Origin of the sequence: Vibrio chagasii, assembly GCF_002954585.1 — a bacterium.
GTDB lineage: Bacteria > Pseudomonadota > Gammaproteobacteria > Enterobacterales > Vibrionaceae > Vibrio > Vibrio chagasii_A.
Genome location: NZ_MSCI01000013.1, coordinates 1 through 1,014 on the forward strand (window position 1 = coordinate 1; position 1,014 = coordinate 1,014).

1 rRNA gene is annotated in these 1,014 nt (G+C 47.0%); it reads left to right on the plus strand.

The features are described from left to right. Positions 1–411 precede the first annotated feature (411 nt). Positions 412–1,014, plus strand: a 16S ribosomal RNA gene (locus BTO10_RS23300); the annotation flags it as partial.

Consider the following 1,014-nt stretch of genomic DNA (forward strand, 5'->3'; position numbering starts at 1 on the left):
CCGATGGTAGTGTGGGGCTTCCCCATGTGAGAGTAGGACATCGCCAGGTTTCTATTTACTTTCATTTTTTAGAAAAATGAAAACAAAATAGCGACTTTGCTTAGAATCTAAGCAAGTCACCATAAAGTTCTAAATAAACTTAGAGTTTTATGTTGACTTCAACAGTCAATCGCGTATTATACGCATCCGCTTCGACGCTAAAGCGTTGATAGCAAAGCTCTTTAACAATTTAAACCTATCAATCTGTGTGGGCACTCGTTGATGAATATCAAAAAATGAAACTTCGGTTTCAACTTGATTTCAATGAACTGAGTGACCAATTCGAATCGTAAGATTCGGCACAGTCAATTCACATTCACTATTCGTAAGAATAGGGAATGTAATCAGTATTCATTGAGTCGACAAAATCTTAAATTGAAGAGTTTGATCATGGCTCAGATTGAACGCTGGCGGCAGGCCTAACACATGCAAGTCGAGCGGAAACGAGTTATCTGAACCTTCGGGGAACGGTAACGGCGTCGAGCGGCGGACGGGTGAGTAATGCCTAGGAAATTGCCTTGATGTGGGGGATAACCATTGGAAACGATGGCTAATACCGCATAACGCCTACGGGCCAAAGAGGGGGACCTTCGGGCCTCTCGCGTCAAGATATGCCTAGGTGGGATTAGCTAGTTGGTGAGGTAATGGCTCACCAAGGCGACGATCCCTAGCTGGTCTGAGAGGATGATCAGCCACACTGGAACTGAGACACGGTCCAGACTCCTACGGGAGGCAGCAGTGGGGAATATTGCACAATGGGCGAAAGCCTGATGCAGCCATGCCGCGTGTATGAAGAAGGCCTTCGGGTTGTAAAGTACTTTCAGTTGTGAGGAAGGGGGTGTCGTTAATAGCGGCATCTCTTGACGTTAGCAACAGAAGAAGCACCGGCTAACTCCGTGCCAGCAGCCGCGGTAATACGGAGGGTGCGAGCGTTAATCGGAATTACTGGGCGTAAAGCGCATGCAGGTGGTTCAT